Source organism: Citrobacter sp. Res13-Sevr-PEB04-36, assembly GCF_015672735.1.
In the GTDB taxonomy this organism is placed as follows: domain Bacteria; phylum Pseudomonadota; class Gammaproteobacteria; order Enterobacterales; family Enterobacteriaceae; genus Citrobacter.
This window is the reverse complement of the sequence record NZ_JADABY010000031.1, coordinates 53,472-76,629: the sequence shown is the minus strand read 5'-3', so window position 1 is coordinate 76,629 and position 23,158 is coordinate 53,472. Positions and strand designations below refer to the sequence as shown.

23 protein-coding genes are annotated in these 23,158 nt (G+C 53.3%); 6 read left to right on the top strand and 17 right to left on the bottom strand.

Going from position 1 to position 23,158, the window contains the following annotated elements:
• Positions 1-21: 21 nt before the first annotated feature.
• Both rpmF and yceD read right to left on the bottom strand, forming a co-directional pair.
• Positions 22-195 carry a 50S ribosomal protein L32 gene (rpmF, locus tag IMQ48_RS09310; RefSeq protein ID WP_003036242.1) on the bottom strand — a complete coding sequence of 58 codons (174 nt, stop codon included), beginning with the start codon at positions 193-195 and terminating at the stop codon, positions 22-24.
• Between the two features lie 16 nt (positions 196-211).
• Positions 212-733, bottom strand: a complete 522-nt coding sequence (yceD, locus tag IMQ48_RS09305) for a 23S rRNA accumulation protein YceD (RefSeq protein WP_135322349.1) — start codon at positions 731-733, stop codon at positions 212-214.
• A gap of 197 nt (positions 734-930) precedes the next feature.
• Here yceD and IMQ48_RS09300 point away from each other — a divergent pair, with 197 nt between their 5' ends.
• On the top strand, positions 931-1,515 hold the full coding sequence (locus IMQ48_RS09300; protein WP_196208801.1) for a nucleoside triphosphate pyrophosphatase: 585 nt from the start codon (positions 931-933) through the stop codon (positions 1,513-1,515).
• A 100-nt stretch (positions 1,516-1,615) separates the two neighbouring features.
• Here the strand turns inward: IMQ48_RS09300 and rluC are convergent, their stop codons facing one another.
• Complete coding sequence (gene rluC / locus IMQ48_RS09295) at positions 1,616-2,566, bottom strand: 23S rRNA pseudouridine(955/2504/2580) synthase RluC (RefSeq protein WP_196208895.1); 951 nt, start codon at positions 2,564-2,566, stop codon at positions 1,616-1,618.
• A 699-nt stretch (positions 2,567-3,265) separates the two neighbouring features.
• On the opposite strand from rluC, the gene rne reads away from it, so the two are divergent.
• Positions 3,266-6,526 (top strand): ribonuclease E, encoded by a 3,261-nt coding sequence (rne, locus tag IMQ48_RS09290; protein WP_196208800.1) that lies wholly within the window; start codon positions 3,266-3,268, stop codon positions 6,524-6,526.
• Between the two features lie 40 nt (positions 6,527-6,566).
• Here rne and IMQ48_RS09285 read toward each other — a convergent pair whose 3' ends face one another.
• A complete protein-coding gene (locus IMQ48_RS09285; protein WP_196208799.1) occupies positions 6,567-7,502 on the bottom strand; it encodes a LysR family transcriptional regulator in 936 nt (311 codons plus the stop codon).
• A 111-nt stretch (positions 7,503-7,613) separates the two neighbouring features.
• On the opposite strand from IMQ48_RS09285, the gene IMQ48_RS09280 reads away from it, so the two are divergent.
• Positions 7,614-8,813, top strand: a complete 1,200-nt coding sequence (locus IMQ48_RS09280; protein WP_196208798.1) for an MFS transporter — start codon at positions 7,614-7,616, stop codon at positions 8,811-8,813.
• Positions 8,814-8,890: 77 nt separating this feature from the next.
• On the opposite strand, the gene flgL is transcribed toward IMQ48_RS09280, so the two are convergent.
• From flgL to flgB, 11 genes are all read right to left on the bottom strand, one after another.
• Positions 8,891-9,844: a flagellar hook-associated protein FlgL gene (gene flgL / locus IMQ48_RS09275; protein ID WP_196208797.1), complete on the bottom strand. Its 954-nt coding sequence runs from the start codon at positions 9,842-9,844 to the stop codon at positions 8,891-8,893.
• 14 nt (positions 9,845-9,858) lie between these two features.
• The gene (gene flgK, locus IMQ48_RS09270) at positions 9,859-11,511 is read right to left on the bottom strand and encodes a flagellar hook-associated protein FlgK (RefSeq protein ID WP_196208796.1); all 1,653 of its coding nucleotides are present in this window, start codon (positions 11,509-11,511) and stop codon (positions 9,859-9,861) included.
• Between the two features lie 64 nt (positions 11,512-11,575).
• Positions 11,576-12,526 carry a flagellar assembly peptidoglycan hydrolase FlgJ gene (gene flgJ / locus IMQ48_RS09265; RefSeq protein ID WP_196208795.1) on the bottom strand — a complete coding sequence of 317 codons (951 nt, stop codon included), beginning with the start codon at positions 12,524-12,526 and terminating at the stop codon, positions 11,576-11,578.
• Positions 12,526-13,602 carry a flagellar basal body P-ring protein FlgI gene (locus tag IMQ48_RS09260; RefSeq protein WP_196208894.1) on the bottom strand — a complete coding sequence of 359 codons (1,077 nt, stop codon included), beginning with the start codon at positions 13,600-13,602 and terminating at the stop codon, positions 12,526-12,528. The genes flgJ and IMQ48_RS09260 overlap by 1 nt, the downstream gene beginning before the upstream one ends.
• A gap of 33 nt (positions 13,603-13,635) precedes the next feature.
• A complete protein-coding gene (locus IMQ48_RS09255; protein WP_196208794.1) occupies positions 13,636-14,334 on the bottom strand; it encodes a flagellar basal body L-ring protein FlgH in 699 nt (232 codons plus the stop codon).
• 57 nt (positions 14,335-14,391) lie between these two features.
• A complete protein-coding gene (flgG, locus tag IMQ48_RS09250) occupies positions 14,392-15,174 on the bottom strand; it encodes a flagellar basal-body rod protein FlgG (RefSeq protein ID WP_196208793.1) in 783 nt (260 codons plus the stop codon).
• Between the two features lie 13 nt (positions 15,175-15,187).
• Positions 15,188-15,943, bottom strand: coding sequence for a flagellar basal body rod protein FlgF (locus tag IMQ48_RS09245; protein ID WP_196208792.1), 756 nt, complete (start codon positions 15,941-15,943; stop codon positions 15,188-15,190).
• A 20-nt stretch (positions 15,944-15,963) separates the two neighbouring features.
• Entirely contained in the window at positions 15,964-17,175 is a 1,212-nt protein-coding gene (gene flgE / locus IMQ48_RS09240) for a flagellar hook protein FlgE (protein WP_196208791.1), read from the bottom strand.
• Positions 17,176-17,201: 26 nt separating this feature from the next.
• The gene (flgD, locus tag IMQ48_RS09235) at positions 17,202-17,900 is read right to left on the bottom strand and encodes a flagellar hook assembly protein FlgD (protein ID WP_196208790.1); all 699 of its coding nucleotides are present in this window, start codon (positions 17,898-17,900) and stop codon (positions 17,202-17,204) included.
• 11 nt (positions 17,901-17,911) lie between these two features.
• Positions 17,912-18,316 (bottom strand): flagellar basal body rod protein FlgC, encoded by a 405-nt coding sequence (gene flgC, locus IMQ48_RS09230; protein WP_196208789.1) that lies wholly within the window; start codon positions 18,314-18,316, stop codon positions 17,912-17,914.
• A 3-nt stretch (positions 18,317-18,319) separates the two neighbouring features.
• Positions 18,320-18,736, bottom strand: coding sequence for a flagellar basal body rod protein FlgB (gene flgB, locus IMQ48_RS09225; RefSeq protein WP_096757563.1), 417 nt, complete (start codon positions 18,734-18,736; stop codon positions 18,320-18,322).
• 157 nt (positions 18,737-18,893) lie between these two features.
• Here flgB and flgA point away from each other — a divergent pair, with 157 nt between their 5' ends.
• The 3 genes from flgA to flgN all read left to right on the top strand — a co-directional run bounded on the left by flgA (position 18,894) and on the right by flgN (position 20,366).
• The gene (gene flgA, locus IMQ48_RS09220; RefSeq protein ID WP_196208788.1) at positions 18,894-19,553 is read left to right on the top strand and encodes a flagellar basal body P-ring formation chaperone FlgA; all 660 of its coding nucleotides are present in this window, start codon (positions 18,894-18,896) and stop codon (positions 19,551-19,553) included.
• Positions 19,554-19,646: 93 nt separating this feature from the next.
• A complete protein-coding gene (gene flgM, locus IMQ48_RS09215) occupies positions 19,647-19,940 on the top strand; it encodes a flagellar biosynthesis anti-sigma factor FlgM (protein ID WP_196208787.1) in 294 nt (97 codons plus the stop codon).
• A gap of 3 nt (positions 19,941-19,943) precedes the next feature.
• Entirely contained in the window at positions 19,944-20,366 is a 423-nt protein-coding gene (gene flgN / locus IMQ48_RS09210; RefSeq protein ID WP_196208786.1) for a flagella biosynthesis chaperone FlgN, read from the top strand.
• An 85-nt stretch (positions 20,367-20,451) separates the two neighbouring features.
• Here flgN and murJ read toward each other — a convergent pair whose 3' ends face one another.
• Together murJ and IMQ48_RS09200 are read right to left on the bottom strand one after the other, a co-directional pair.
• Positions 20,452-21,987 (bottom strand): murein biosynthesis integral membrane protein MurJ, encoded by a 1,536-nt coding sequence (gene murJ / locus IMQ48_RS09205; protein WP_196208785.1) that lies wholly within the window; start codon positions 21,985-21,987, stop codon positions 20,452-20,454.
• Positions 21,988-22,234: 247 nt separating this feature from the next.
• The gene (locus IMQ48_RS09200) at positions 22,235-23,158 is read right to left on the bottom strand and encodes a Gfo/Idh/MocA family protein (RefSeq protein WP_196208784.1); all 924 of its coding nucleotides are present in this window, start codon (positions 23,156-23,158) and stop codon (positions 22,235-22,237) included.

Genomic DNA, 23,158 nt, shown 5'->3' with positions numbered 1-23,158 from the left:
AATTCATTGAACCATGCGTGATTACTTAGCGATTACCTTACGGCCGCGGTAGAAACCATCGGCAGTGATGTGGTGACGCAGGTGTTGTTCACCAGAAGTTTTGTCTACAGACAGGCTGGTGACTGCGGTCAGAGCGTCATGAGAACGACGCATGCCACGTTTGGAACGGGTTGGTTTATTCTGTTGTACGGCCATGGACCTTACTCCTCAATTACTTACGCTTTAAGCTGGCTAATACGGCAAATGGGTTTGGTTTTTGCGCTTCATCAGGCAATTCGCCAAAGACCATGTCCGCCTCGGACACTTCACAGTGTTCAGAATCATGCACCGGAACTACCGGCAAGGAGAGGATAATCTCATCTTCAACCATTGCAAGCAGATCGATTTCACCGAATTCGTTAACCTCAATCGGCTCATACGCTTCCGGCAGTGCTTCAGCCTGCTCGTCAGAACGGACAGGACTAAAACAATATGTTGTGTGGACATGGAGTGGGAACGGTTTCCCGCAACGCTGGCATGCGAGCGTAACCGAAACCTTCGCATCACCGGTAATAACGGCAAGACGTTGGTTATCGATCGCGAACGACATGGAGCATTCCACATCACTGTCCACACTGACTACAAAATCGGAGACGCGCTCAACCAGATCAGAAGTATAGATACCTTCATAATCGAGGCGTTTTTGAGCCGTACGAACCGGATCAAGAGTCAGGGGTAATTTTACCTTTTGCATAGGGCGCGCATATTAACTTTGTAACGTCATATAGTCAAAGAAAAAGGCAGCCTGCGGTTGCCTTTTGCCAATAATTCGCACACATTGCGGGTCATCGACTTAAAATCGCTCAAGCCTGGCCATAGCAGCCAACTTGAAGGTCGAGAGCCCTAGTTTAAAATGGCTCTCATCAATACGCTATATGCGAGGGAAAAAATATGCCTCAACTCATTCTTGCGTCCACCTCTCCCTGGCGTCGCGCCTTGCTCGAAAAACTAGCCATCCCGTTCGAATGCGCAGCGCCTGAGGTTGATGAAACACCATTACCCGGTGAAACACCTCGGCATTTGGTATTACGCCTGGCACAGGAAAAAGCACAATCTCTTGCCCACCGCTACACATCACATCTCATTATTGGCTCCGATCAAATTTGTGTGCTTGATGGCGAAATCACCGGAAAACCGTTAACAGAAGAAAAAGCCAGGCAACAATTAACCAAAGCCAGCGGCAATATTGTGACATTTTACACCGGGCTGGCACTGTATAATTCTGCAAACGGACACTTACAAACTGAAGTCGAACCGTTCGATGTTCATTTCCGCCATTTAAGCGAAACAGAAATTGACGATTACGTGCGCAAAGAACGTCCATTACATTGTGCCGGCAGTTTTAAAAGCGAAGGATTAGGTATTGCGCTCTTTGAGCGTCTGGAAGGCCGCGACCCGAACACCCTGGTTGGCCTGCCGCTCATCGCGCTGTGTCAGATGCTGCGTCGTGAAGAGATGAACCCGTTGAAGGCTTAGCGAACGTCGGGTTTTGTAGGCCGGATAAGGTGCGTACACCGCTATCCGGCAACAAAATAGCAGAATTGCCTGATGGCGGCACTTGTGTGCCTTATCAGGCCTACGGTCGACGTAATACCTCGAGGCAGCGTTTCAGCTGATTATCCATCGGGGCTTCAACACGCATGACCTCGCCGGTCCCTGGATGGGTGAACTTCAAAGCTGCAGCGTGCAGAAACAATCGATTCAGTCCCGTTCCGGCCAGCTGCTTGTCGAACTCACGGTCACCATAGCGATCGTCAAAAGCAATAGGATGTCCAGCAAACTGGGTATGCACGCGAATTTGGTGGGTACGCCCGGTGACCGGGCTACAACGCACAAGCGTGGCAAACGCGTAGCGCTCTTCCACTTTAAATCGCGTCTCCGACGGTTTGCCTTCCTGATTTACCCGCACGATTCGCTCACCGCTTTGCAGAATATTCTTTAACAGCGGTGCCTGTACAGTTTTGACATGCGACTGCCACTGACCTCTTACCAGCGCCAGGTAATCTTTTTGCATTCCTTTTTCACGCAACTGTTCATGCAGCGAACGCAGTGCAGAACGTTTTTTGGCGACCAATAGTACGCCGGAAGTGTCACGGTCAAGGCGATGCACCAGTTCAAGGAAACGCGCTTCCGGGCGTAACGCACGCAGGCCTTCGATCACGCCAAAGCTTAATCCGCTGCCGCCATGTACAGCCGTGCCTGATGGTTTGTTAAGTACCAGAATATGGTCATCTTCATACAGAATAACGTCAGCCAGCGCGGCGACTTTCTGCAGATGCGGTGAAATCGCCTCTTCTTCACGCTCAGCGACGCGTACAGGCGGAATACGCACAATATCCCCGTCTTCGAGCTTGTATTCGGGTTTGATGCGTTTTTTATTCACCCGCACTTCGCCCTTACGCAAAATGCGATAAATCATACTTTTTGGCACGCCTTTAAGCTGGGTGCGTAGAAAGTTGTCGATGCGTTGCCCTGCTTCGTCGGCAGTAATGGCAACTATTTTTACGGCTGGAGTCTCTGTTTTCATGGGTGTCGATTTTAAATAGCCATCAAGATTCGCGCCACTCATTTTTCTATGCTTATATTAACTGCTATACCCTATTACACAGGTTTGACAGTTTCGATTTGGTGGTTATTAAACCAATCACTCTGCGGAAGTGTAAAAACTGTGAGTAACCGGGTGATAAATGGCAAAAGTCATCTTGCTATAACAAGGTTAGCAGTGGAATAATGAGGTCGTCTCCGTGTTGAATCTTGTTAAAACAAGAACTTTTCCGGAATGACCCAATTTTGCCCGACCGATCATCAACGCAGCAATGGCGTAAGACGTATTGATCTTTCAGGCAGTTAGCGGGCTGCGGGTTGCAGTCCTTACCGGTAAGTGCTCTATGAATTTCGCGTTGTAGGAAGACGGCAAGTCTGGGAACCCCCAAGAATTTACTCCGGTGAGTGACTGGGGTGAGTAGATGAAGCCAACGCACCGATAGCGTGAAAGACGACGAGCACAATGGAAGCGTCTCTGGAGAGTAACACCCAGACTGTTCCCCTGATAATTGCGCTGTGTTTCCGTATGAAATACAGGCAACCGACACTCTGCGCCTCTTTGAGCTGACGATAACCGTGAGGTTGGCGACGCGAATAGACACGAGGCCATCGGTTCACACCCGGAAAGGCATTACTCTGCCCGCAGCTTAGTCGTCAATGTAAGAATAATGAGTAAGTTACGATGAAAAGAATGTTAATTAACGCGACTCAGCAGGAAGAGTTGCGTGTCGCCCTTGTAGATGGGCAGCGTCTGTACGATCTGGATATCGAAAGTCCTGGACACGAACAGAAAAAAGCCAACATCTATAAAGGCAAAATTACCCGTATTGAACCGAGTCTGGAAGCCGCTTTTGTTGATTACGGCGCTGAACGTCACGGTTTCCTCCCGTTAAAAGAAATTGCCCGCGAATACTTCCCCGCTAACTACAATTCCCATGGCCGTCCCAACATTAAAGATGTGTTGCGTGAAGGTCAGGAAGTGATTGTTCAGATTGATAAAGAAGAACGCGGCAACAAAGGCGCTGCACTGACTACTTTTATCAGCCTGGCGGGTAGCTATCTGGTTCTGATGCCTAATAACCCGCGTGCGGGTGGCATCTCTCGTCGCATCGAAGGCGATGACCGGACTGAACTCAAAGAAGCGCTGGCAAGCCTGGAACTGCCTGATGGCATGGGGCTCATCGTACGTACTGCGGGCGTCGGCAAATCTGCCGAGGCGTTACAGTGGGACCTGAGCTTCCGCCTGAAGCACTGGGAAGCGATTCAAAAAGCCGCTGACAGCCGCCCTGCTCCGTTCCTGATCCATCAGGAAAGCAACGTTATCGTTCGTGCATTCCGCGACTATTTACGTCAGGACATCGGCGAAATCCTCATTGATAACCCAAAAGTCATGGAGATGGCGCGTCAGCATATCGCCGCGTTGGGTCGTCCGGATTTCAGCAGCAAAATTAAGCTCTACACCGGTGAAATCCCGCTGTTCAGCCACTATCAAATCGAGTCTCAGATTGAGTCTGCGTTCCAGCGTGAAGTACGCCTGCCGTCTGGCGGTTCAATCGTTATCGACAGTACTGAAGCGCTGACCGCAATTGATATCAACTCCGCACGTGCAACGCGCGGCGGCGATATCGAAGAGACCGCATTTAATACCAACCTTGAAGCGGCCGATGAAATCGCTCGCCAGCTACGTCTTCGTGACCTCGGCGGCCTGATCGTCATCGACTTTATCGACATGACCCCGGTACGCCACCAGCGCGCGGTAGAAAACCGTCTGCGTGAAGCGGTACGCCAGGACCGTGCGCGTATCCAGATTAGCCATATCTCTCGATTTGGTCTGCTGGAGATGTCCCGTCAGCGTCTGAGCCCGTCACTGGGCGAATCCAGCCACCACGTTTGCCCGCGTTGCTCCGGCACCGGTACCGTGCGTGACAACGAATCGCTGTCACTGTCTATTCTTCGTCTGATTGAAGAAGAAGCGCTGAAGGAAAACACCCAGGAAGTCCATGCGATTGTCCCGGTGCCGATTGCCTCTTATTTGCTTAACGAAAAACGTACTGCGGTTAATGCCATTGAAACCCGCCAGAACGGCGTACGCTGTGTGATCGTGCCCAACGATCAAATGGAAACACCGCACTATTCTGTTCTGCGCGTTCGCAAAGGTGAAGAGACGTCTACCCTGAGCTATCTGCTGCCGAAACTGCACGAAGAAGAAATGGCGTTACCGACGGAAGAAGAGTACGTCGAGCGTAAACAGCCTGAACAGCCTGCGCTGGCGACTTTCGCTATGCCAGAAGTGCCGCCGGCCCCTGCTCTGCAGGAGCCTGTCGCTAAAGCCGCCGCCGCACCAAAAGCAGCCGCAGTTACAGCAGGATCCGAGCAACCTGGTTTGTTTGGTCGTTTCCTCGGCGCACTGAAGTCAATCTTCGGTGGCAGTGAAGAAGCTAAGACGGTTGAACAGCCTGCGCCGAAAGCTGAAGAGAAATCTGAACGTCAGCAGGATCGTCGCAAACCTCGTCAAAATAATCGTCGTGACCGTAACGATCGTAACGATCGCCGTGATAATCGCGATAACCGTGGCGAACGTGATAACCGCGATCGTGACAACCGTAATGAACGTTCTGATAGCAGCGAAAACCGCGATGACAACCGCCGTAACCGTCGCCAGCCGCAAAATGCCGAAGCGCGCGATACCCGCCAACAATCCACCGATGTTGCTGATAAAGCGAAGTCAGGGGACGAGCAGCAGGCTCCGCGCCGTGAGCGCAATCGCCGTCGTAACGATGACAAGCGTCAGGCTCCGCAGGAAGTAAAAGAACTGAATCAGGTTGAACAACCGGCGCAGGATACCGATCAGGAAGAGCGCGTTCGTCAGCCTCAGACTCGTCGTAAACAGCGTCAGTTGAACCAGAAAGTTCGTTACACCGATAGCGTAACCGTCGAAGCCGAAGTCGCAACTGCGGCAGCAGTTGTGGAAGCCGTTGTGGCAGAACCTGTTGTACAGGCTCCTGTAACCCAGCGAACTGAACTGGCGAAAGTCGACCTGCCAGCCGTCGTCACTACCGAGCATGAAGACAACAACGATACACGTGATAGCAACGGTATGCCGCGTCGTTCTCGTCGCTCGCCTCGCCATCTGCGCGTAAGCGGACAGCGTCGTCGTCGCTATCGTGACGATCGTTACCCGACACAGTCACCGATGCCGATAACGGTCGCCTGTGCGTCTCCGGAATTAGCATCTGGTAAAGTATGGATCCGCTACCCTGTTGCCCGTGCGCAGGAGTTACAGGTTGAAGAACAGCCTCAGCAGGACGTTGCACAGGTGCAACCGGTTGTCGCTGAACAGCAAACCATTGCTGCGGTCATCGAGCCTGCTGTTGAAGCCGTAGCGGAATCTGTAGCAGTAACAGAAGCACCGGTTGTCACTGAAACCGTCGTTGCCGAACCTCAGGACGTGACGATTGAAACCACGCATCCAGACGTTATTGCGACAGCCGTTGAAGAACAACCGCAGGTTATCGCTGACGCTGATGTCCCAGTTGCGGAAGCAATCGTTGCTGAAGCTGAGCCAGTGGCAGAAGTGATAGAAGCACCGATTGCCGAAGAACCTGTTCAGATCGCCATCGCCCAGCCAGAAGTGGCTGAACCGGTTGTCGAGGCCGCACCAATTGCCCAGGCATCGCAGGCAGAAGTAGCAACTGTTGCTCCAGTCGTTGTCGCTGAAGCGGTTGTAGAACCTGCGTCTGTTGTCGCTGAAACTGAAACAGTTCACAGCCATGCAACTGCACCGATGACCCGAGCCCCTGCACCGGAGTATGTGCCGGAAGCTCCACGTCAGAGCGACTGGCAGCGCCCTGCTTTCGGCTTCGAAGGCAAAGGTGCCGCAGGCGGTCACAGCGCCACGCATCAGGCTACTGCGCCAGCTACACGTCCGCAGTCTGTTGAATAAACCATAATCAACATCAAAGCCGACCTTCGGGTCGGCTTTTTTATTTCTTATCGACCTGTTTCATCCCCGTCAGTTGTGGCATCACATCCTTCATCAACGCTAAAAATTTACGCAGTCGGAGAGGATAATAACGCGCCCAGGGATACACCAGATGTACCGGCAGCGATGCTGCAGGCCAGTCTACGAGTAGCGTGACTAAACGCCCTTCAACGATATCCTCTTCCACCATCCAGCTTGAAACGATAGCTACTCCCAGCCCCGCCAGGGCCGCATTTCTGGCGACATAAATACTGTCCGTGCTTAATCGTGGGGAGATATTTATCGTAATGGGCTCATTATGCTGCTGGTGGCGCAGCGACACACTATGCTGATAGAACGTGTTTACCGCAATCCACGGCAATATTGATAACTGTTCAGGATGCGTAATATCACCATGTTGCGCCAGCAGCGCCGGACTGGCCACAATGCTTCGGGGAACTTCGGCCAGCAGCACGGAGACCGTGGCCGGATCGACTTCTGCACCAACCCGGATCGCGCAATCAATATTGTCGCTGAGAAAATCGACAGTTTTGTCATTGAGCATCCACTCCACAGATAACTGCGGATAGCGGGCCAGAAATTGCAGCAGCGGCTCAAGGAGTTGTTGCTGACCAAACGCATGCGGTGCCCGCACCCGCAGCGTACCCACCGGTTCATCCTCCGTGATATTCAGCCCATCTTCCAGCGCCAACCAGGCGTCAATAATGTGCTTAGCGTGCTGATATCCCCGTTCACCGTCATCGGTCAATTTCATCGCGTGGGTGGTACGTAAAATCAGTTTCACACCCAGCAGCGTTTCAAGGGATTGTAATCTCCGACTAACGGTCGCCTGGGTGGTCCCCATCTGTTTTGCCGCCGCAGAGAGCGATCCTGCCTCAACGATGCGCACAAACGTCCGCATCAGTTCAACCCTGTCTATACGTTCATTTTTCAACATAACCATGTTCATCATACGTTAAACGTATAACTGTTTTACCACCGTCGCCGCTACCGTGCCAGCAGCAGAAAGATAAAAATAGCCGCACATCCTGTGATTGAGGAATCATTTGTGAACACATCTACCGCACTTTCCCGTTGGGTTATCTTTGTTCTGGCGCTTGGCGCTGGATTCAGCGTGGCGGCTATCTACTATGCTCAACCTCTTCTGCCATTGATCGGTCAGGATCTGACCTTAAGTCTCACCGGCATAGGACTGGTGCCGACGCTCACCCAGGCGGGATACGCATTGGGGATTTTGTTTCTCTTGCCGCTCGGCGACCGCTTTGACCGCCGGACATTAATCTTACTGAAAAGCATCTCGCTTGCCGTGCTGCTTCTGGCCTGCAGCTTTAGCGGACAACTACATTCACTGCTGTTGATTAGCCTGCTGATGGGGATGGCGGCAACCATGGCCCAAGACATCGTTCCCGCAGCAGCCATTCTTGCCCCCGAGGGGAAACAAGGAAAAACGGTAGGTACGGTGATGACCGGGCTGTTACTGGGCATATTGCTCTCACGCACCATCAGTGGTCTGGTGGGCGAAGCGTTTGGCTGGCGTGAAATGTATCAACTCGCCGCCATCAGTATCGCCATGATTACTATGGTGATGTGGAAAATGCTGCCCCGCTTTGCGGTCAATTCCACACTGAGTTATCCGTCGTTAATGATCTCAATGGCAAAACTTTGGCGATGTTATCCTGCACTGCGCCGGGCGGCGCTGGCACAGGGATTCTTGTCAATTGCCTTTAGTGCCTTTTGGTCAACACTGGCGGTGATGTTATCTGAGCATTATCACATGGGTAGCGCAGTGGCTGGGGCTTTTGGAATTGCAGGAGCAGCAGGTGCGCTTGCGGCACCGCTCGCAGGACACCTTGCAGACAAAGTCGGGGGCGAAAAAGTTACGCAGTTGGGGGCATTACTCGTGACGCTTTCTTTCGCACTGATGTTCTTACTGCCCGTTCTGCCGGTACAAGGGCAGTGGATACTGATTGCCCTTTCAGCTGTCGGTTTTGATCTCGGCCTGCAATCCAGCCTGGTAGCCCACCAAAATCTGGTCTATAACCTGGAGCCTCAGGCCCGGGGCCGACTAAACGCTCTGCTGTTTACCCTGGTGTTCATCGGCATGGCGCTGGGTTCAGTTCTCGGTACGCAAGTTTACGCCCTGGCGAACTGGCAAGGGGTAGTCGGACTGGCAACCGTTAGCGGCGTGATTGCGCTGATGATAAGACTGACGGGTAAACCGGCGATGGGTCGGGCAACAACAGCCTAAAAAAATGCCCGCTCCGGGGTGTCGTGGAGCGGGCAGACAAACATATCCAGTTTCATGATATGTTTCAAAAATAGGCGTTAACGATTTAGCTGGAACAACGACATTCCCTGCATATCAGTAAACGCTTTATAGGATGCCTGCAGCGCAGCCTGCTGCATAACATAGGACGAAATCGCCGCGTTCCAGTCTACATCCACCAGGTTACTCATCTGCTGAGTTTGGCCTAATGCACGATCGGCGCCCAGTGAATCCAGCGAGCTCAGTTCACTGAGCTGTGTGCCTAATTCGGCGCGCACAGACAGAACGTTATTAAGCGAGTTCTTCAGGCCCCTGTTTGTTTTATCAATAGCCGCAGCCGCTTTATCTTTTGCCACATCGTCCCCTGCAACAGGCGTTTTTAGGGCATCAATGGCTGTATCCAGCATTTTGAAAAGGTTTTTTTCCTGGGCACTACCCGGCGGTTCCGGCACGGCATTACTGGTCACGTCAGCAAATATTTTATCACCTGTATGTCCAATCACCATGGTACGTGCGGCATCCACCTGCTGGGTGACGTTTTTAGATCCACCCGTGTAAGTGCCATCTGCCTGGGTAAATGGGGCGCTTTCTGTTTTGTAGCCACCAAAAATATAGCGACCATTGCCATCTGTGCTGTTTGCCAGATTCATCAGCTGATCGCGTATCCCCTGTAAGTCAGTCGCCAGCGATGCACGGTCGTCATCACTTAACGTGCCGTTCGCGGCATAGACAATTTTTTCCTGCGCGGCCTGGATAGCCGTTGTCACCTGCCCCAGCACGTTTTCTTCCAGCGAGACTTTTTGCGTCGCAAAAGAACGGGCCAGCGTGTACTGGCTGTTTTGCGCCTGAGCTTGAGACAGCACCACGGCCTGCGACGCCGCAATCGGATCGTCAGACGGATTGATTACCCGTTTTCCGGTCGACATCTGTTCGCCGAACTTCATCCATTCCGCCTGAGAGTTGGTGATGCCGCGCATGTTCTGCTGGTACATCATCTGGGTACTGATACGCATGAATTCCCTCTCCCTTAGCGAATATTAATCAGTGCATCAAACAGTGCATTCGCAGTTTGCAGCACTTGAGCGTTAGCCAGATAGTACTGCTGATAGCGCTGCAAATTACCGTACTCTTCGTCGAGGTTCACCCCGGAAATAGACTGTTGCTGATTGGAGAGTTGTGTGACCACGTTGTTTTGCGTGGTACTACTGGTTTTCAGCGTCGCAGTTTTGTTCCCTACATCGCTTACCAGCGTGGCGTAAGCGTCGTTAAAGGTTTTATTCCCGACGGTGGCCTTGGTTTGCAGATCCAGCAGTTTCTGACCGTTGCGGTTGTCGCTTGCGCCCGTATCTGTACCCGGTGCATTTTTTTTCTCAGAGGCCATGGCGATTTCCGACTCGTCGGTTACCATCACCTTCATATCCACAATGGCGTTACTGACCGGTTTCAATGTGAAGCTGTCATTTGCTTTCGCACCGGCACCTACCGTTATCTCCATCCCGTCAAAGGACATTTTTCCACCGGTAACGGTAGCTTTAAAACTGGTGTTGTCAGCAAGACGAGTCACCTGCCAGTCCTTACCATCAAACGCGATTTTATAATCTGTCGCCTGCACGGCAGAGCTGTCCGTAATCTTCGCCGCTAACGATCCTGTCCCAGTATTTTTAGTGTTACTGAGTATCGACGGACTGCCGATAGAGAAGAAATCTTTCCCTTTATCACCGTTAGCATCAAAACCATCTTTATGCTGTGTGTTAAACGCATCAGCAAATGCCAGTGCCAGCTGACCCAGCGTGTTACGCGTCTGGTCCAGTTCCTGAGAACGAAACGTCAGCAACCCGCCCAATGAGCCGGTATTCAGCAACTTTTCCGGGATCTCAATGTTTCCGGCCACGTCGTCGACATAAGCCACGGTGGTACGACTTGGGTCGGCGCTGGACGGTACGGCAGCGAGCTGACGCGCGCTGCTGCCCTGCACCAGCGAGTAACCATTTGCCATAGTAACGTTATAGGTACCGCCGTCCTGCAGGCTGACCTCTACGCCGACAATCTTGTTCAACTCGCTCACCAACTGGTCACGCTGGTCCAGCAGATCGTTAGGTGAGGCCCCGGCGCCGACGCCGGTCAGACGAGAGATTTGGTCATTGAGGCTGGCAATTTGCTGCGAGTAGTTATTGATCTGGTCTACGCTTGCAGAAATTGCGATGTTAACCTGCTTATCCTGATCGCGCAGATACTGATCGGTGGTTTTAAATTGGTTGACTAAACCATCCGCTTTGCCAATCAACGCCTGACGCGCCGCCGGATCTTCCGCGTTACTGACCAGCGTTTGTAAGCTGGTGAAAAAGCCCTGCATCGAGGTAGAAATAGAACTGGTCTTGCTGGCAAGCAGGTTATCGATTTTCGACATTTGCTCATAGCGCGTTGTCAGTCCGCTGCTTTGGTTCTGCGCAGCGCGTAATTGATTACTGATGAATGAGTCATACTCACGCTGCACGCCAGAAACATAGACGCCATTGCCAACCCAGCCCCCCGCACCCAGCGTGCTGTTCGCTTGCGCCATAATGGTCGTCTGGCGGGTATACCCGGCAACGTTATAGCTGGAGATGTTATTACTGGCAGTATTCAACGCGGCCTGCGCTGCGCTAAGACCACTCATGGCGTTGTTAATCAAGCTGGACATGGAGGTTCCTTGTAATCCTTCAATACTCGTTATTATCGGCAGCGGGTGGGCAGACTTGAGCTATTTAAAACAGATTGTCGAGATTGCTACTGTAAGTTTTACTCACTTTCTCACTCATCGATTTCAGCTGCTGGATCATCGTGGTTAATTTACGTGCATAGTGTGGGTCGGTGGCATAGCCGGCATTCTGCAATGCCTGCGCGCCCTGCTCGGCGGTAGCCGCACCGGTTACTGCGGCGTAGCGAGGATTACGCGATATCAACCCAACATAATCTGACAGCGCCTCAAGGTAAGAGCTATAGACACGGAATCGTGCTTTCACCTTTTTCGCCTCACCGTTTTCATATTCGGTGGTAGTGATTTCGGTAGTTGGTCCTTTCCAACTGCCAGAAGCTTTCACGCCAAAAATGTTAAAGCTCGGTTCGCCGTTCTCGCGGCGGATTTGGCGTTGCCCCCAACCGGATTCCAGTGCCGCCTGTGCCAGGATCAGATGATGCGGTACACCGCTTTGCTGACTTGCCAGTTTTGCCGGCAGTGAGAGTTGGGCGAGGAAGTCTTTGCTATCACCCGACAGCGGTTCATCGTTACCTTCCGTCGCTTTCGGTAGCGCTTTACGCACCATCTGCGTCAGCGCCTGATTTTGATAGCTGGTCACCGTTTCCAGTGAAAATTTCATCGGCACCTGTGGCGCGTCATCAGCAGGCGTCACCTGCCCTTCGGTCATCTGCTTAACCATCATTTCTGCCAGCCCCAGACCTTTACCTGCGGTCATTTGCTGGGCAATCTGCTGGTCATACATACTGGTGTACAAGCGCGTCGAGTCGCTGCTAAAAACCCCATCTTTTGGCAGCGCTTCACGCATGCTTTTCAGCATCATCTGGACGAACATCCCTTCAACCTGGCGGGCAACCGGGCGGAGATTTGCCGCCGGATCCTGACCCGCCTTCGCCTTGAGTTCATTCAGAGATTGCGCGTCCCAGGCGGCACTGGTCAGCAGTTTGCTGTCGCCAATCATCAGATAATTTCCAGTTTGGCACGTAAACAACCCGCACTTTGCATGGACTGCAGGATTGACATCAAATCCATTGGCGTTGCGCCCAGTGCATTCAATGCGCGAACCACGTTGTTCAGATTGGCGCTGGAGCGCACGCTCTGCAACGAGCCGCCACTTTGACGCATATCGATCTGGGTTTGTGGGGTCACCACGGTTTGCCCGCCACCAAACGGCGTATCCGGTTGGCTGACGTTGGCCTGCCGATTCACCGTGATCGACAGGTTGCCCTGAGCAACGGCACAGCTGTCCAGCGTGACTTCACGGTTCATCACTACCGATCCGGTACGGGAATTAATAATCACCTTCGCATCCTGCGGCGTAACGTTTACCTCTATATTCTGGATATCGGCGAGGAAGCGCACCTGTGAGCTATTGCCGCTCGGCACGCGTACCTGAATCGTGCGCGCATCCAGCGCCGTTGCGCTGCCATAACCACGCGCACGGTTGATGGTGTCGGTTATCTGCTGCGCCATAGTGAAATCTTCATTATTAAGCTGCAGGTTGATGGTGTTTCCCCCGCCAAACTGGCTGGGAAGTTCGCGTTCAATAATGGCCCCATTGGTGATCCGTCCACCGTTAAGCTGGTTCACCTGGACGCTACTGCCACCTGCCGCCGCGCCCGCGCCGCCGACTAAAATATTGCCCTGCGCCAACGCATACACCTGGCTATCGACCCCTTTCAGCGGGGTCATCAGCAACGTGCCGCCGCGCAAACTTTTGGCATTACCCATCGAAGAAACCACGACGTCAATGGTTTGTCCCTGACGTCCAAATGCCGGGAAAGATGCCGTGACCATCACCGCCGCCACGTTTTTCAACTGCATATTAGTGCCGGTTGGCACGGTGATCCCCAGTTGAGAGAGCATGTTATTGAGCGTTTGAGTGGTGAACGGTGTCTGGGTTGTCTGATCACCCGTACCATCCAGCCCCACCACCAGCCCGTAGCCAATCAGCGAGTTTTCACGCACTCCCTGAACGCTGGCCAGATCGCGAATACGATCGGCATGAGCCAATGCGGTTGCCAGCAGCAGGACCATAGCAACAAAATGTTTAAACACGGAAGACCTCGCTTACATCGGCGACAAATTAAGGAAGAAACGCTGCAACCAGCCCATATTTTGCGCTTCGTTGATATAGCCGTTACCGACATACTCGATACGTGCATCCGCGACCTGGGTTGACGGAACAGAGTTACTGCCACTGATGGTGCGCGGGTTAACAACACCGGAGAAGCGGATAAATTCAGTGCCCTGGTTAATGGCGATCTGCTTTTCACCCACAACGTGTAAATTGCCATTGACCAGGACCTGATCGACGGTCACGGTCAGCGTACCGCTAAAGGTGTTACGCGCATTCGCGCCGCCTTTGCCATTAAAGGAATTCCCACCAGAAGCTTCGACGTCAGCACGCTCGTTGCCAAACAGTCCCTGCAGATAGCGCGGCACCGTGTCGAAACCAAAGCTCGTCTTGCCATCGCGGCTGGCGTTAGCAGAGGAACTTTTGCTCGCACTGACGTTTTCCTGCAATACGATAGTCAGCGTATCGCCAATATTGCGCGGACGGCGGTCTTCAAACAGCGGCTGATAGCCATAGTTAATGGGCTGCGCAGACTGAAATATTGAACCATTCGCCACCGGCGTCGGGCCGGGTATCGGCTGAGCAGAGGTTGCACCCTGCACCAGCGGCGTGGCCGGGATCCAGGCACATCCTGTCAGTGATACTACCAGCAGGGCCGTAATCGGGTATGAGTGAAGCGCGTATTTTCGCATTGCCGTCATCTTCAAAATCAGTGCGCCGGTGAGGTTCTCACCCCACCGGACAACACGTTAGAGTTGCGTCAGTTTTTGCAGCATCTGATCGGTAGTCGATACCGCTTTGCTGTTTATTTCGTAAGCACGTTGAACCTGGATCATATTCACCAGCTCTTCCGCCACGTTGACGTTAGAGGTTTCAACATATCCCTGATACAGCAGACCTGCGCCATTAAGCCCCGGAGTGCTCTCGTTCGGCGCACCCGAAGATTGCGTCTCGGTGTACAGATTCTCACCAATACTTTCCAGACCGGTATCGTTCATAAAGGTGGTCAGGTTGAGCTGGCCTACCTGTACCGGCGCAGCCTGTCCCTGCTGAGTCACGCTGACGATGCCGTCACGCCCAATCGTGATACTGAGCGAATTCGCAGGAATGGTGATCGCTGGCTGAACCTGAAAACCGCCCGCCGTCACCAATTGGCCGTTTTGATCGACCTGGAAAGAGCCGTCACGCGTATAAGCTGACGTACCATCCGGCAACATGATCTGGAAAAAGCCCTGACCTTTAATCGCCACATCTTTGCTGTTGTTAGTCTGCGACAGGTTACCCTGACTGTGTAAACGCTCGGTCGCCACCGGGCGCACACCGGTACCAATCTGCAAACCCGAAGGCAGTACAGTCTGTTCAGAAGACTGTGCGCCCGGTTGACGAATCGTCTGGTACAACAGATCTTCAAACACCGCACGCTGACGCTTGAAACCATTGGTGCTGACGTTTGCCAGGTTGTTGGCAATCACATCCATGTTGGTTTGCTGTGCATCCAGGCCGGTTTTGGCGATCCATAATGAATTGATCATAAAATGTCCTGTATTAACTCATCGACAGCAGTTGATTGGCGCGACCCGCGTTATCATCCACGCTACTGATAATCTTCATCTGCATTTCGAAGCGACGGGCGCTGGCGATCATGTCGCTCATCGCGGCAACCGGTTTGACGTTACTGCCCTCCAGCACGCCCGACATCACGCGGATACTGGGATCGGCCGGAAGCGTCGGCCCACGAGTCGCCTGTGCCGCCGCGCTCAGACGGAACATACCGTCATCACCACGTTGCACTTCACTCCCCGTTGCTTTTACCAGCTTCAGACGCCCGACTGGCGCGACGGTATTCGCCGGATCGCCAGGGTTCAGCGCAGAAATCGTCCCGTCAGCAGCGATAGTGATTTCTGAACCTTCTGGTACCGCTATCGGCCCGGCTTCACCAATCACCTGATGCCCCTGAATCGTCAGTTCACCCGTAGGGCTTACCTGAATGGCGCCATTACGGGTATACCCTTCGCTACCGTCAGCGGTCTGCACCGTCAGCCAGCCGTCCTGCTGTAACGCAACGTCCAGCGGGCGGGAGGAGTAGTCCATCTGACCGGGCGTCATATCGGCACCCGGCGTGGAGGCCACCACCAGCGTACGCGTCGGTAAAGAGAGTCCTTCAACCGGCACCGCACGCAACGCATTAAGCTGCGCGCGGAAGCCTGGTGTTGAGGCATTTGCCAGGTTGCTGGCCGTCACTGCTTGTTGATTCAGCGTCTGACTGGCCGCCCCCATGGCGGTATAAATTGCGTGATCCATTAAGCCATCCCGTCAGGCGCTTAGCGCAGGTTGACCAGCGTGTTGAGGATCTGATCCTGGGTTTTGATGGTCTGCGCGTTCGACTGATAGTTACGCTGGGCGACAATCATATTCACCAGTTCTTTACTCAAATCCACGTTCGATGCTTCCAGCGCGCCGTTCGTCAGCTTGCCGAAGTTACCGGTACCCGCGGTGCCCAGCAGTGCGACGCCAGAGGACTGGGTCGCGGCCCAGACGTTATCGCCCTGAGAAGCCAGACCTTCGTTGTTGGCAAAGTTAGCCAGCACGATCTGACCCAGGACTTGCTTCTGTTCGTTGGAGTAGTTACCGACCACGGTGCCGTCATCGTTAATCTGGTAGCTCACCAGATCGCCCGGTTTGTAGCCGTCCTGATTCGTCGCAACGATGTTGTTGGCACCGGTGTTCTGCTGCATGGAGTTCTGGAAACTCATCGAGAATTTAACAGCGGTGGCCCCATTAATAGCACCCGTGGTGATATCAAAGGTACCGCCTTTGGTTAACATACCGTTGTTATCAAACTCCAGCGTTGTTGACGGCGTCGTTGGCGTGGTCGCTTTAGGATCGCTGCTATCAATGGTATACACGGCCCATTTGTTATCATTCACTTTCACAAAGTAGGCGTTAACTTCGTGGGCATTACCCTGACTGTCATAAACGGTTACTGGGCCTTTTTTGTTGTAGCTGTCAGCATTTTTTGGGTCGAACGTTTTCTCAGTCGGCAACTTATCCGTTGAGTTCAGGTTGATCTGCATTGACGCTTTGCTGGTAGCCTGTGCCGCCATCAACGTATTCGGAATGGTGATAGGCCCTGGGTTCGCGCCCTGCTGTACCGTCGGCGGCGTACCGGTAGCCGGGAAACCCGTCAGTTGCAGCCCCTGCATATTGACGATATTACGGTTTTCATCGAGCTTGAACTGACCGTTGCGGCTGAAGAAAACAGAACCGTTGCTGTCGACCATGCGGAAGAAACCGTTCTGGCTAATGGCAACGTCCAGCCCGCGCCCGGTGTTGGTGGTGGTGCCATCGGTAAAGTCCTGGGTAATACCCGCAACTTTCACGCCCAGACCCACTTTAGAACCGGCAAACATATCCGCAAAGGAGGCTGAACCGGATTTAAACCCGTAGGTCGCGGAGTTGGCGATGTTGTTACCAATGACATCGAGGTTGGTCGCTGCAGCGTTCAGACCGCTGACCGCTTGAGAAAAGGCCATGACTTACTCCTGATAAGTGTGAAGGCTTAGATGATCTGCCGTACTTCGTCGAGGGTGGTGGTTCCATAGGTGCCGAGGTCCAGCGTATTACCGCCGTTGCTACGAATAACCCCCTGCACCAACGCAAACTGAAGCGGCTGTGCCACAAGCTGCGTACCGCCATTACTGGCGGCTATCGCCACGTTGTAGGAACCGCTCGGGGCCGTCGTGCCATCCGTCATGGTGCCGTCCCAGGTGAAGGTATGAACCCCAGCTTTCAGCTCACCAATATCAATCGTGCGCACAACTTTGCCGTCTTTATCGGTAATGGTGGCCGTGACTTTGTCGGCCGGCTGCTGCAGCTCAACGCCAAACGGTGTCGTGGTGGTGGTTGCCCCTTCTTCCGTCCCTTTACCGGTCAGGATAGTGGTACCCGGGATCATAACGCCGTGACCAATAAGCGTACTGGCCTGCATCGACTGATTGTTATCGATCTGCCCGGAGATCGACCCCAACGTAGTATTCAGTTTCTCAATCCCGCTCACGGTACTGATTTGCGCCAGCTGGGTAGTTAACTCGTTATTTTGCAGGGGATTAGTCGGATCCTGGTTTTTCAGCTGCGCGACCAGTAGCGTCAGAAAGCTGCTTTGCAGATCGGCGGCGTTGCTGCCCGTCAGCGAGCTTTTGCTACTGGTGGAATTAGCGCCCGTTGTGTTCGTGTCATTCATTGTTACAGCAATTGACATGTTCGGCTCCTTTACTGGCCTAGCGTCAGCGTTTTAAGCATCAAGCTTTTCACTGTGTTGAGCACTTCAACGTTTGCCTGATAGCTACGCGAGGCTGACATGGTGTTGACCATCTCTCCGACCACGTCCACGTTGGGCATTTTTACGTAACCATTCCCATCGGCCAGTGGATTACCCGGTTCATAAACCAGTTTATCCGGCGCCTGGCTTTCAATGACTTCAGCAACTTTTACGCCACCGGTTGCCGCCCCTGGTGCGGCGTTAACCTGGAAAACAACCTGCTTCGCGCGATACGGTTGACCGTCAGGCCCCGTCACGCTGTCCGCATTCGCCATATTACTGGCCGCCACGTTCAGACGTTGGGATTGCGCGGTCAGCGCAGAACCTGCGATATCAAAAATATTTAACAACGCCACGAATTAGTTCCCTCCTTGCAGCACGGTCATCATGCCCTTGATTTGTCCACCCAATGCGGTGAGTCCCATCTGATACTTCAGACTGTTATCCGCAAACTGCGTACGCTCCCGATCCATATCTACCGTGTTGCCATCCAACGATGGCTGATCTGGAATGCGGTAGAGCAACTCCGTCGAGGGCGCTGAAAGCGTCTGGGCCGGAATATGCTGTGCAGAGGTCAGCGTCAACGAAACACCGCCGGTTTCTTCCCGTCCACGCACCATGACTTTTTTTAATTCACTGGCGAAATCCAGATCGCGCGCCTGATACCCCGGCGTGTCGGCATTGGCAATGTTGGCCGCTAATACTTCCTGGCGTTGGGCGCGTAGATTCAGCGCTTCCTGTTGAAAACGTAAGGCGGCGTCGAGCTTGTCGAGCATATCTCCTCCGCAAATGACAAAATTCAGCCGACAGCTTAAATCCCATTACGCGCGCGTTATCGCTGGAATAAACGCAAAATGCGTCGCTATTTGTTGCGTTGATGACTGCGTCACACAGGTAAAATCCAGCCACTGCCTGAAAAAGCGAGAGGTATTGATGCAAACGTTCAAACGCGGAATAGCCATAGCAGCACTGCTGTTCAGCCCCCTGACGCTGGCGCAAGACCTGAATTCGCAGTTAACAGCGTGGTTTTCCGAGCGACTGGCGGGATTCAGTGACGATGTGGTCGTTACCCTTCGGACACCGACCAACTTGCTGCCCGTTTGTGAGCAGCCTGCATTGAGCGTTTCCGGCAGTGCAAAACTATGGGGTAATGTGAATGTGCAGGCGAGATGCGGCAATGAAAAACGTTACCTGCAGGTAAACGTGCAGGCTACGGGCAACTACGTGGTTGCCGCCGCCCCCATTTCCAGGGGGAGTGCGCTTAACTCAGCCAGCGTAACGCTAAAAAGGGGTCGTCTGGATCAGCTACCGCCACGCACCGTACTGGACATCAACCAGGTACAGGACGCGGTGAGTCTACGTGATCTGGTATTAGGTCAACCAATACAGCTCACCATGTTGCGTCAGGCATGGCGTATAAAAGCAGGTCAGCGCGTGCTGGTTATCGCCAATGGCGAGGGTTTTCGGGTGAATGCGGAAGGCAAGGCGCTGAACAATGCGGCGGTTGCGCAAAACGCAAGGGTGCGAATGCTTTCGGGTCAGATAGTAAGCGGTGTCGTCGATTCTGATGGGAATATTCTTATTAACCTATAATAGGTTAAAGATTTTTTAGCGGATGCCGATAGATAATCAACCAATGATTAAAGCGGGTCGCTGTAGCGTACCCCCTCGATGAGGATAAAAAAAATGAGCATTGATCGTACCTCACCATTGAAGCCAGTTAGCACTGTCCAGCCGCGTGAAGCCAACGACACATTGGTGCAAAAAACGCGCAAGGAAAAAACATCAGCGACGAACAGTACCAGCGTAATGTTGAGCGACGCGCAGGCAAAGCTGATGCAGCCTGGCACCAACGACATCAATATGGAACGCGTTGAAGCACTGAAAACCGCCATCCGTAACGGTGAGCTGAAAATGGATACCGGAAAAATTGCCGACTCGCTGATCCGCGAGGCACAGAGCTACCTACAGAGTAAATAAAGTATGACTCGTTTGTCAGAAATACTTGATCAGATGACGACCGTCCTTAATGACCTGAAAACGGTGATGGATGCGGAGCAGCAGCAACTGTCCACAGGCCACATCAACGGTAGCCAGCTACAGCGTATTACAGAAGAAAAAAGTTCTTTGTTGGCGACCCTGGATTACCTGGAGCAGCAGCGCCGTCTTGAGCACGACGCGACGCGTAGCGCGAATGATGATATTGCCCAACGCTGGCAGACAATTACCACTAAAACACAGCATTTACGCGATCTCAACCAGCATAATGGTTGGCTGCTGGAAGGGCAAATCGAGCGCAATCAACAGGCACTCGAGGTGCTTAAACCGCACCAGGAACCGACGCTGTATGGCGCTAATGGCCAGACATCCTCAGCCCATCGCGGCGGAAAAAAATTCTCAATTTAATCATTGCCTGATGGCACGCAGCGTTAGGGCCTACGCATTAAGTAGGCCGGGTTAATCGCCACGCCGCCATCCGGCAATCAGTTCGTTACGCCGTCCGGCGCACAAACTCTTTCACTTTAAAGCCCAGTACTGCCAGTGCGGCAAAGTAGGCCATAATACCGACCAGCACCACCGCCATCAGGCGCAGCAGACGCCACAGCATTGTCCCCTGAGACCACTCCGGCATGATGTACAGCATCCCCAACAGCGCGGCGGTCATGGCCAGCACCGATATCACCAGACGCGTCAGGAACCAAGCCCAGCCCGGCTGAGGGGTGAAAATGTTCTGTTTACGTAACTGCCAGTACAGCAGTGAAGCGTTCAGACACGCCGCCAGACCGATCGACAGCGACAGCCCGGCATGCTTCAGCGGCCCGATAAACGCCAGGTTCATTACCTGAGTCATAATCAGCGTGACGATGGCAATTTTCACCGGTGTTTTAATATCCTGACGTGAGTAAAAGCCGGGTGCCAGCACTTTTACGACGATCAGACCAATCAGTCCAACTGAATACGCCACCAGCGCGCGCTGGGTCATGGACGCATCAAAAGCGGTAAACTTACCGTACTGGAACAGCGAAACCGTCAGCGGTTTTGCCAGAATCCCCAACGCTACGGCGCTGGGCAACGCCAGCAAGAAGCACAGACGCAGACCCCAATCCATCAGTCGGCAATACTCATCATGATTACCGCTGGAAAAGCTTTTCGACAGCGAGGGCAGCAGGATAGTCCCCAGCGCCACACCCAACACACCTGACGGGAACTCCATTAAACGGTCGGCGTAGTACATCCATGAAACTGAGCCTGATGCCAGAAATGACGCGAAGATCGTATTGATAATCAGGGAAATCTGGCTGACGGAAACGCCGAGAATCGCCGGGCCCATCTGCTTGACAACGCGCATCGCGCCCGCATCACGAAAATTCACACGCGGCAGCACCAGCATGCCAATTTTCTTCAAGTGCGGAAGCTGATAAACCAGTTGCAGCACACCGCCGACGGTCACAGCCCACGCCAGCGCCAGCACCGGCGGATTAAAATACGGGGCGGCAAACAGCGCAAAACCGATCATGCTGATGTTAAGAAACGTCGGCGCAAACGCCGGAATAGAGAAGCGATTCCAGGTATTAAGAATTGCACCCGCCAGTGAAGCCAGCGAAATCAACAAGATATAGGGAAAGGTTATCTGCAGCAGCTGGGTGGTCAGAGCAAATTTGTCGGCGGTATCGGCAAACCCTGGTGCGGTGACCATGATCACCCACGGCGCTGCGAGCATCCCGGCAACCGTCACGACGGCCAGTGCCAGCGTCAGTAATCCTGACACGTAGGAAACAAACACGCGGGTGGCATCTTCGCCCTGCTTACTTTTGTACTCAGCCAGAATAGGGACGAACGCCTGAGAAAATGCACCTTCAGCAAAAATTCGACGCAGCAGGTTAGGAAGTTTGAATGCCACAAAAAAGGCATCTGTCGCCATCCCTGCGCCAAAGATTCTGGCAACGATTGCATCACGCGCAAAACCCAGCACGCGTGAAAACATCGTCATCGAGCTGACGGCTGCCAGCGACTTTAATAAATTCATCTATGTTGTATTCCAGACTCTGAGGCAAAACCCCGCATTCACTGTCAGAATGCGGGGTTATTTTGAGTGGGCATATATACCCGTCATACTTCAAGCCGCATGTGCGTTGGCTGCGCTCGCTCACCCGAATCACTTACCAGAGTAAGCTCAACGGGATTCACTCCCTTGCCGCCTGCCTGCAACTCGAATTATTTTGGGTATAGTACCTGGATTATGCTGAATTACTACCGCCAGATGTTACAGGGGGTTATTCGGCCATCGCATCCCGCCACAGCTTATCCACCACGCGCTGAGCCATAATTGCCTGTTCTCCAGCCGTCTCAGGAACGGTCTGATTTTGCACACATTCAATAAAATGGCGCGCACATCCGGCAAAGCCTCGCTGCTCCAGCGTCGTTTGCCAGCCAGGTATCGGTTGCAGGACCACGCCACGTCCGCGTTCTTCACGCCATTCTCGCATATCTGTGATGTCAATTAACCCACCGTCGGTGACCGCCTGCACGCTCTCACGCTGGCTACCAGCACGACGATGCATACTGGTTGTTATCTGCACCTGATCAACACAAAAATGGTGTTCTGCATACAGCATTGCTCCGGACTCATTGGTTAACAACGTGCCGCTATTTAACTGTGCCTTTCCCCCCGCCAGCCACAGCGCGGTGTCCACCACATGCAGGTAGTCATCCAACAGCGTAAAACGCAGATCGTGAGGCCCGACGCTATCGCTACGATGCTTATCCATGCGGATGGAGGCTGGCTCGCTTAGCTGCGACTTTAACTCGCGGTACAGCGGCGCAAACCGGCGGTTAAATCCAACCATCAGCGTCAGTTTTTTTCGCGCCGCCAGCTCCACCAGTTGTTCCGCATCGCGCAGGTTTTCCGCCAGCGGTTTATCCACACAAACGTGGACCCCGGCATGAAGCAACTCGCCGACAACCGCATGATGCGTCGCGGTGCTGGAGTGTACGAAAACCGCATCACAAGTAGCCGCCAGATTCTGTAGCGAATCAACATACGGCATGCGCCAGGCTGCACAAATCCGTTCTGCTTTTTCACGCGAAGGCGACCATGCCCCCTGTAACGTCCAGTCCGCGGCAACGCCCAGCACGGGCAGCCAGGCCTTTTGCGCAATGCCACCCAAACCCACGACACCGATACGAAGTTTTGTCAC

Excerpts from the sequence above, each read along its gene's own strand:
- rpmF (WP_003036242.1), bottom strand. The coding sequence starts at position 195 with ATGGCCGTACAACAGAATAAACCAACCCGTTCCAAACGTGGCATGCGT.
- yceD (WP_135322349.1), bottom strand. The coding sequence starts at position 733 with ATGCAAAAGGTAAAATTACCCCTGACTCTTGATCCGGTTCGTACGGCT.
- IMQ48_RS09300 (WP_196208801.1), top strand. The coding sequence starts at position 931 with ATGCCTCAACTCATTCTTGCGTCCACCTCTCCCTGGCGTCGCGCCTTG.
- rluC (WP_196208895.1), bottom strand. The coding sequence starts at position 2,566 with ATGAAAACAGAGACTCCAGCCGTAAAAATAGTTGCCATTACTGCCGAC.
- rne (WP_196208800.1), top strand. The coding sequence starts at position 3,266 with ATGAAAAGAATGTTAATTAACGCGACTCAGCAGGAAGAGTTGCGTGTC.
- IMQ48_RS09285 (WP_196208799.1), bottom strand. The coding sequence starts at position 7,502 with ATGTTGAAAAATGAACGTATAGACAGGGTTGAACTGATGCGGACGTTT.
- flgL (WP_196208797.1), bottom strand. The coding sequence starts at position 9,844 with ATGCGTATCAGTACCCAGATGATGTACCAGCAGAACATGCGCGGCATC.
- flgK (WP_196208796.1), bottom strand. The coding sequence starts at position 11,511 with ATGTCCAGCTTGATTAACAACGCCATGAGTGGTCTTAGCGCAGCGCAG.
- flgJ (WP_196208795.1), bottom strand. The coding sequence starts at position 12,526 with ATGATTGGCGACAGCAAACTGCTGACCAGTGCCGCCTGGGACGCGCAA.
- IMQ48_RS09260 (WP_196208894.1), bottom strand. The coding sequence starts at position 13,602 with ATGGTCCTGCTGCTGGCAACCGCATTGGCTCATGCCGATCGTATTCGC.
- IMQ48_RS09255 (WP_196208794.1), bottom strand. The coding sequence starts at position 14,334 with ATGCGAAAATACGCGCTTCACTCATACCCGATTACGGCCCTGCTGGTA.
- flgG (WP_196208793.1), bottom strand. The coding sequence starts at position 15,174 with ATGATCAATTCATTATGGATCGCCAAAACCGGCCTGGATGCACAGCAA.
- IMQ48_RS09245 (WP_196208792.1), bottom strand. The coding sequence starts at position 15,943 with ATGGATCACGCAATTTATACCGCCATGGGGGCGGCCAGTCAGACGCTG.
- flgE (WP_196208791.1), bottom strand. The coding sequence starts at position 17,175 with ATGGCCTTTTCTCAAGCGGTCAGCGGTCTGAACGCTGCAGCGACCAAC.
- flgD (WP_196208790.1), bottom strand. The coding sequence starts at position 17,900 with ATGTCAATTGCTGTAACAATGAATGACACGAACACAACGGGCGCTAAT.
- flgB (WP_096757563.1), bottom strand. The coding sequence starts at position 18,736 with ATGCTCGACAAGCTCGACGCCGCCTTACGTTTTCAACAGGAAGCGCTG.
- flgA (WP_196208788.1), top strand. The coding sequence starts at position 18,894 with ATGCAAACGTTCAAACGCGGAATAGCCATAGCAGCACTGCTGTTCAGC.
- flgM (WP_196208787.1), top strand. The coding sequence starts at position 19,647 with ATGAGCATTGATCGTACCTCACCATTGAAGCCAGTTAGCACTGTCCAG.
- flgN (WP_196208786.1), top strand. The coding sequence starts at position 19,944 with ATGACTCGTTTGTCAGAAATACTTGATCAGATGACGACCGTCCTTAAT.
- murJ (WP_196208785.1), bottom strand. The coding sequence starts at position 21,987 with ATGAATTTATTAAAGTCGCTGGCAGCCGTCAGCTCGATGACGATGTTT.